The organism is Plesiomonas sp. (assembly GCF_051650925.1).
GTDB lineage: Bacteria > Pseudomonadota > Gammaproteobacteria > Enterobacterales > CAMTGL01 > Plesiomonas.
Genome location: NZ_JBOFRH010000087.1, coordinates 1 through 7567, shown reverse-complemented (window position 1 = coordinate 7567; position 7567 = coordinate 1). Strand labels below are relative to the sequence as shown.

7 protein-coding genes are annotated in these 7567 nt (G+C 50.4%); all 7 read left to right on the top strand.

The features are described from left to right. Positions 1-1331: 1331 nt before the first annotated feature. The 7 genes from dksA to panD all read left to right on the top strand — a co-directional run bounded on the left by dksA (position 1332) and on the right by panD (position 7370). On the top strand, positions 1332-1784 hold the full coding sequence (gene dksA, locus ACRC27_RS01990) for an RNA polymerase-binding protein DksA (protein ID WP_438622349.1): 453 nt from the start codon (positions 1332-1334) through the stop codon (positions 1782-1784). 263 nt (positions 1785-2047) lie between these two features. Next, positions 2048-2947 (top strand): tRNA glutamyl-Q(34) synthetase GluQRS, encoded by a 900-nt coding sequence (gene gluQRS / locus ACRC27_RS01985; protein WP_438622348.1) that lies wholly within the window; start codon positions 2048-2050, stop codon positions 2945-2947. Between the two features lie 183 nt (positions 2948-3130). Continuing rightward, complete coding sequence (gene pcnB, locus ACRC27_RS01980) at positions 3131-4564, top strand: polynucleotide adenylyltransferase PcnB (RefSeq protein WP_438630496.1); 1434 nt, start codon at positions 3131-3133, stop codon at positions 4562-4564. Beyond that, on the top strand, positions 4561-5049 hold the full coding sequence (gene folK / locus ACRC27_RS01975) for a 2-amino-4-hydroxy-6-hydroxymethyldihydropteridine diphosphokinase (RefSeq protein ID WP_438622347.1): 489 nt from the start codon (positions 4561-4563) through the stop codon (positions 5047-5049). Before pcnB ends, folK begins: the two co-directional genes overlap by 4 nt. 47 nt (positions 5050-5096) lie before the next feature. Further along, a complete protein-coding gene (gene panB, locus ACRC27_RS01970; RefSeq protein ID WP_438622346.1) occupies positions 5097-5891 on the top strand; it encodes a 3-methyl-2-oxobutanoate hydroxymethyltransferase in 795 nt (264 codons plus the stop codon). 149 nt (positions 5892-6040) lie between these two features. After that, positions 6041-6895 (top strand): pantoate--beta-alanine ligase, encoded by an 855-nt coding sequence (panC, locus tag ACRC27_RS01965; protein ID WP_438639065.1) that lies wholly within the window; start codon positions 6041-6043, stop codon positions 6893-6895. Between the two features lie 94 nt (positions 6896-6989). Beyond that, entirely contained in the window at positions 6990-7370 is a 381-nt protein-coding gene (gene panD, locus ACRC27_RS01960; RefSeq protein ID WP_438622344.1) for an aspartate 1-decarboxylase, read from the top strand. Positions 7371-7567 lie beyond the last annotated feature (197 nt).

Below are 7567 nucleotides of genomic sequence, written 5' to 3'. Positions count from 1 at the left end.
CCCGTCAGCCATGGCTGGCGCAGCAGTTCAACCGGCAGCCACGTTGATTTTCCGGCTCCCGGTGGCGCTTTTAAGATAATCTGTGCTTGCTGCTGTAATGCCTGTAACAGTGAAGGGATTACCGTACAGATCGGCAGTGAGGTTTCAGACATGGCGATTTTCTGCTTCTTTTTTATCAAGAGTGTCGGGAAATTTACCGTGCGAAAGAGGTGGTATTTTCCATGAGACAATGGCCGCCGTATTGTAGCAAAGTGCTGGCCGACTTGTACCGTACGCTTGTTCTGGGCTTCTATTCTGAGCGTTTATGCTGTCTTTCTGTTTTGTATCACACCATTGTTGATACAGGTTGTTGGTTTTGATCTTTACCACACCGTTTTTACATCTTCCGGTATTGCTCAATGTGGTTTTAATATCCCTTATCTGTTTTTTGAATCTCTTTTTGGCTTTTGATCTCTTCCTTTATATAGGCTTGTCTATTTTTCATGCGAAAAACTGGCATGTAATCTGGTTTTTATCCCTAAGCAATATTTTGATTTTTAGATCTTTTTTCTCTTTTAACGGCGCTTTTTTCTGTAAAAAACAGAGGCCGACTGCACGATTTATCACAAGATTTCACCGAACAAAATCAGGCCGGAAGTCTGACAAAAAAAGTAAAAAACCGAACACCTTGGGTTGGAAGCATGAAACTCAACACATAAACATGATTTCAACGTAATGACCTGATGCATCAGCTCAGCAGATAGGGTATGGTGTTGCGCCGCTGAAAAGTGGGGGAAATAACGTGATGGCGCATGATAGGCCTGAGGTCAAAATCATGCACAAAGTATGCACGGCGTAGCGCTGAGTGCCGAGGTAATATCAGCATACGCTGCTATAGTAAAAGGTGGCTTGTCACCTTACTGCAATATCAATGTGGATACTTTCCCGATGCCGTTTGTGTACACGAAGTAAGCACCGCCGTGTACCAATGTGCTCACGTTCAGGAATGTCAGCAGTATCGTTCGCCGTATAATATCGGTGACGCGGGCATGAAGCGATAGCCTGTGCTGACACTCTGGTGGTTGTTTTGGGGTATCCTACTGCGGAACACGCACTGCTATCACAGAACTTATACTTTCGGCTTAACAGGGCTTTTGGTTACAACAAGTCATGTTAATCCACCAACTAGGTGCTTAAAATGTCGCTATTTGAGGCGGAATAAGCAGGTAAAGTGCGCTTATCTTCACACCATAGGTGTGAAAAATTGCCAAGCCTGTATCGTTCTGCTATTTATAGCGGCCTAATTTTACCCCCTAACGGGGGGTGGGTAGCGCGTATTTAGGAGAAGCAGCATGCCAGAAGGCCAAATCAGGAAATCGTCTCTGGGCATTCTTGCCATCGCAGAGGTTGAGCCTTATCAGCAAAAGCCGGGCGAAGAGTACATGAATGCAGCCCAGCTCGCGCATTTCAAAAAGATTCTTGAAGCATGGCGTAATCAGCTCAGGGTTGAGGTTGATCGCACTGTCACCCATATGCAGGATGAAGCGGCTAACTTCCCCGATCCGGTAGACCGTGCCGCGCAGGAAGAGGAGTTCAGTTTAGAACTTCGCAACCGTGACCGTGAGCGTAAGCTGATCAAAAAGATCGAGAAAACCCTGCTGAAAATTGAAGAAGATGACTTCGGTTTCTGTGAGTCGTGTGGTGTTGAGATCGGTATTCGCCGTCTTGAAGCTCGCCCGACTGCCGATTTGTGTATCGACTGTAAAACACTGGCTGAAATCCGCGAAAAGCAGATGGCAGGTTAATCCCGCTTCTGAGCGCTGTTAGATGATAATAGCCTCACGGTAGGGAATACAGCTGACCGCACAACAGGTTACAGCATCAGACACCGCTAAAAGGGAGCTTTGCTCCCTTTTGTCTTTTCAGATAACAGTACATTCACTCTTTTTATTACGCTTTGCCATTTGCCTTTCCCTACCAATATTCGTACAAATTTTTCCGCACAGTGAAAGACAAACCGTTATACTGCCCCGCATCATGCACGTTGATAAATCACCACAAACCCCAAATGAACACTCAACCCTATATTGGCCGCTTTGCTCCCTCACCTTCAGGGTCTCTGCATTTTGGCTCTTTAATTGCAGCTCTCGGCAGTTACTTGCAGGCACGCAGCCAGCACGGTGTATGGAAGCTGCGGATTGAAGATATTGATCCCCCGCGCGAGGTGGCCGGTGCTTCGGCACAGATCCTCCGTACACTGGAAACCTATCATCTGTATTGGGATGGAGAGGTCTTGTACCAGTCTGATCGCCATGCGGTCTATGATGAAACGCTGCAGCGCCTGCTGGCACAGCACTCGGCCTATTATTGCCGTTGTACGCGCAAGCAGATCCAGCAAATGGGCGGGTTTTATAACGGCCACTGCCGCCAGCGCGGTTGCCTAGCCGAGCACAGTGCGATCCGTCTTTGTCAGCAGCAGCCGGTCTACCATTTTACTGATACGCTACGTGGCCAGATTGCCGTGCCCAAGGCGCTGGCAGAGGAAGATTTCATTTTATTCCGCCGTGATGGTTTGTATGCCTACAATCTGGCGGTGGTGCTTGATGATATTCATCAGGGCGTAACAGAGATTGTACGCGGGGCAGATTTAATCGAACCGACCGTACGCCAGATAGCTTTGTATCAGGCACTTGGGGCCCCAATACCACAGTTTCTTCATCTGCCGCTGGCGATGAATGCCGACGGTAACAAGCTCTCAAAGCAAAACCACGCAACCCCAATTAACCGCGCCCAACCGAAACACACGCTGGCACGAGCACTGCGGTTTTTAGGGCAACCACTGCCGGAAAGCTGGCAAGATGCCACCGTTGATCAGCTGTTAAGCTGGGCCGTTAGCCACTGGTGCGTGCAAAACATTCCGCAGGAAAATACGTTATTACCGCAAGATGCCTTGCATAACAGCGTATAATAGCCGCGCTATCTGCCAGCTCCGACAGCATAAGCCTATTCTTACGCATACGAGAGCATTCTAAATTGACGGGGGCTGCGCTATTATTAGCCACGATTTTTTATCCGCATTCCGAATCACGGAGCTGAACATGCGGTTTTTCTGTATGCGTGTACTGCACACGATACAACTGTGAGGTGTACCATTTTTACACGAGTAGCCCATTTCTGCCGTAAAGTACTGGGTCAAACTGACACAGCAACCCCTGCGGTTGAAGATTTAAAACTGACCATCATTCCCCGCGATCAACACGGGATCTCACGCCAAGGCATCAGTGAAAATGCACTGAAGGTGCTCTATCGCCTGCACAAAGCGGGTTACGATGCCTATTTGGTTGGCGGCGGTGTGCGCGATCTTCTGCTTGGCAAACAGCCGAAAGATTTTGATGTCTCAACCAACGCAACTCCTGACCAAGTTCGTCGCCTGTTCCGAAACTGCCGACTGGTTGGCCGACGTTTCCGGCTAGCCCATGTGTTGTTTGGCGAAGAGGTGATTGAAGTGGCAACCTTCCGTGGCCATCACAGCCACGATGAAGAAGACAGCCAAGCTGACAGCGCAAAACCTGCGAATCAATCGGTACAATCTGATGGCGGCATGCTGCTGCGCGATAATGTCTACGGCAATATCGATGAAGATGCACAGCGCCGAGACTTTACGGTCAACGGCTTGTATTACAACATCGCCGATTTCAGTATTCGTGACTATGCCAACGGCATGGAAGATCTGCACAACCGCGTGCTGCGCTTGATTGGCGATCCGGAAACCCGTTACCGCGAAGATCCGGTTAGAATGCTGCGGGCGATCCGCTTTGCCGTCAAACTCAATATGACGCTGACCGCCGAAACGGCTGATCCGATCCCTGATCTGGCCTATCTGCTCAACAGCATTCCGCAAGCACGCCTGTTTGAAGAGTCACTCAAACTGCTGCAAGCCGGTTACGGGTTTGAAACCTACAAACTGCTGCGCCAGTATAATTTGTTCCAGCAACTGTTCCCTGTAGTTTCAGCCGGTTTTACCGAGCACGAAGACAGCCCATTAGAGCGTATGCTTGAGCGCGTACTGACCAACACTGATGATCGTATTCATCAGGGTAAGCGAGTTAATCCAGCGTTCTTGTTTGCAGCCATGCTGTGGTACCCACTGGTTGAGAAGGCACAAGGCATCGCCCAAGAGAGCGGGCTGACTTACTACGATGCGTTTATGGTCGCCATGAACGATATCTTGGATGAGCAGTGCCGTACGCTGGCCATTCCACGTCGCCTGACCACACTGATCCGCGATATCTGGATGCTGCAACTGCGTCTGCCGCGCCGTCAGGGTAAAAAAGCCTTCCGTCTGCTCGAACATCCAAAATTCCGGGCCGGTTTTGATCTGCTCGAAATGCGAGCCGCTTTTGAAGGGCGCGATCTGAAAGAGCTAGTACAGTGGTGGGCCGATTTTCAGCTCAGTAACGGCAACCAGCGCGAAACGCTGATGCGAGATGTTGAGCCAGAAACTGACAGCAGTGGAAAACCTAAGCGTCCGCGCCGCCCGCATTTTCGCCGTCGCCGTACCGGTCCGCGGAAACCGCAGGCATGATACGCGTTTACATCGCGATAGGCAGTAACCTGATCGAGCCTGTAACGCAGGCTCGTGAGGCAATAGCTGCCCTCAAACAGCTTCCTAACAGCCGCTGGATTGCCAGCTCTAGCCTCTACCGCAGCAAACCGATGGGGCCACAAGATCAGCCCGATTACATCAATGCGGTTGTCGCACTCGATACCACGTTATCGCCACTTGAATTGCTCGATGCGACCCAACACATCGAACTACAGCACGGGCGGCAGCGCAAGGCTGAACGTTGGGGCCCGCGCACACTGGATCTGGATATTCTGCTTTACGGCAACACCTGTATTGACCAACCGCGTTTAGTGGTGCCGCATTATGGTATGACCGTCCGCGAGTTTGTACTGTATCCGCTGGCCGAGATCGCCCCTGATCTGATCTTGCCAGACCGCACACCTCTTCAACACTATCTGCAACAGGTCGCACGCAATGATTTAGTCTGCTGGCAGCCTGCATAGCACCGCGCCAGCCATTCCCGCAACATCACCATAAAAAAAGAGGCAGCATGAGTCAGATAACACTCACCCACCTGCGTAAATGGAAGCAAGAAGGGCGTAAGTTCGCTTCAATCACCGCTTATGATGCCAGCTTTGCCAAACTCTTCACCGAACAGGGCGTTCCGGTGATGCTTGTTGGTGACTCACTGGGTATGGTGCTGCAAGGGCACACCGATACCCTGCCTGTCACCATTGATGATATTGCTTATCACACCCGCTGTGTTCGTCAGGGTGCACCTGAGTGTCTGCTGCTGGGCGATATGCCCTTTATGAGCTACGCCACCCCTGAGCAGGCTTGTCTGAATGCTGCCAAGCTGATGCAAGCAGGCGCAAACATGGTCAAACTCGAAGGTGGAAACTGGCTGGTTGATACCATTCGTATGCTGACCGAGCGTGCTGTTCCGGTCTGTGCTCACTTAGGCTTAACCCCGCAATCCGTACACCTTTTTGGCGGATACAAAGTGCAGGGGCGCGATGAAGATGGTGCAGAGCAAATTTTGCATGATGCCTTGCTGCTGCAACAAGCTGGCGCACAAATGCTGGTGCTCGAGTGTGTGCCTGAAGGGTTGGCCAGTGAAATTACCCGCCGTCTGACCATTCCGGTTATCGGTATCGGCGCGGGCGCAAATACCGATGGCCAGATTTTAGTGATGCATGATGCACTCGGTATCTCAGCCAATTACATGCCTAAATTTTCGAAAAACTATCTGGCCGCCACGGGCGATATCCGCCAAGCCATCAGCCAGTATGTGGCAGAGGTGGAGCAAGGAACATTTCCGGCCGAAGAGCATACATTTCGCTGATTCAGAGTGAGATTTAACCGGTCAATATACCGGTGAGTACACCAGTAAATATGCCGAGTGGTCTGTCACTCAAAATCTTTACTGGTGTGTTGCACAGCGAAAAAGCGCAAAACAAAAGAATAAAATCAGGCAAATTAAGGATAATGCGCATGTTAATCATTGAAACGACCACCGTGCTGCGCCGTGAAATTCGCCGCTTAAAAGCCGAAGGAAAACGGATCGCTTTTGTACCGACAATGGGCAATTTGCATGCCGGCCACCTCACTCTGATGCATGAGGCCCAGCGCCGTGCTGATGTGGTTATCGCCAGTATTTTTGTCAACCCGCTGCAATTTGATAATGCCAGTGATCTGACACACTACCCGCGCACTCTCGAACAAGATTGCACCCATCTGCAAGCTGCCGGGGTCTATGCTGTATTCACCCCGACTGCCGACATTATCTACCCCAACGGGCTGGATAATCAGGCGATTGTTGATGTTCCTGCCATCTCTGGCATTCTTGAAGGTGAATGCCGACCGGGCCATTTTCGCGGCGTTGCTACAGTAGTCAGTAAGCTATTTAATCTGGTGCAACCGGATATCGCCTGCTTTGGCCAGAAAGACTATCAGCAACTGGCGCTTATCCGCCAGTTAGTACAAGATTTAGCGTTTGATCTTGAGATTGTTGCTGTTCCCACCGTACGCGCGGAAGATGGTTTAGCACTGAGCTCACGTAACGGACACCTGACTGCAACAGAGCGGGCCATTGCCCCCACTCTGGCCAACGTCATGCAACAGATGGCTCAAGAGTTGCAGCATACGCCAACCGACAGTACCGCTATCCTCGCGCGCGGGGCGGCAGCACTGACACAGGCCGGTTTTACCCCTGATAAGCTATTTATCTGCGATGCCAACAGCCTGCAACCGCTGCACACTGGCAGTAAGCAGGCGGTATTACTGATGGCTGCATGGTTGGGAAAAACGCGTTTAATTGATAATACGGTAGTAGACATTACCTGCTGATTCATGAATATTATGCGGGGTAAAACGGGTGCGGATGCCCCTTTTTTGCCTGACCTATATTGAACTCGGTTTGCTGTACAAAGGATTGAAGTTTATGCAACGTACTATGCTCAGAGGTAAGCTACACCGCGTAACGGTAACGCAGGCAGATCTGCACTATGAAGGGTCATGTGCCATCGATCAGGATTTTCTGGATGCTTCAGGCATTTTGGAATATGAGGCGATTGATATTTACAATGTGACCAACGGTGAGCGTTTCTCGACCTATGCGATTGCCGCCGAGGCCGGTTCAAAAATCATTTCGGTCAACGGTGCGGCGGCGCATAAAGCCAGTGCAGGTGATCTGCTGATTATTTGTGCTTATGTGCAAATTGACGATGCCAAAGCGCGTCAGCATAAGCCAATGCTGGCCTATTTTGATCAGCACAATAATTTGCAGCGTAAAGCCAGCGCCATTCCAGTACAGATGGCATAATCGCAAGATACGCGCTCCTGCCTCGCTGACCAAAAAAATGCCATTGTCACTGACAATGGCATTTTTGCTTGTATCCCACCCACGCTTTTATTGTGTTGTGAGCAGGCCACCTTAATAGGTGGCTCATCTACACCGAGGCTTAGGTACGTAAACCAATACCACGTGAAATCAGATACCAAGCATAACCATATAAGCCG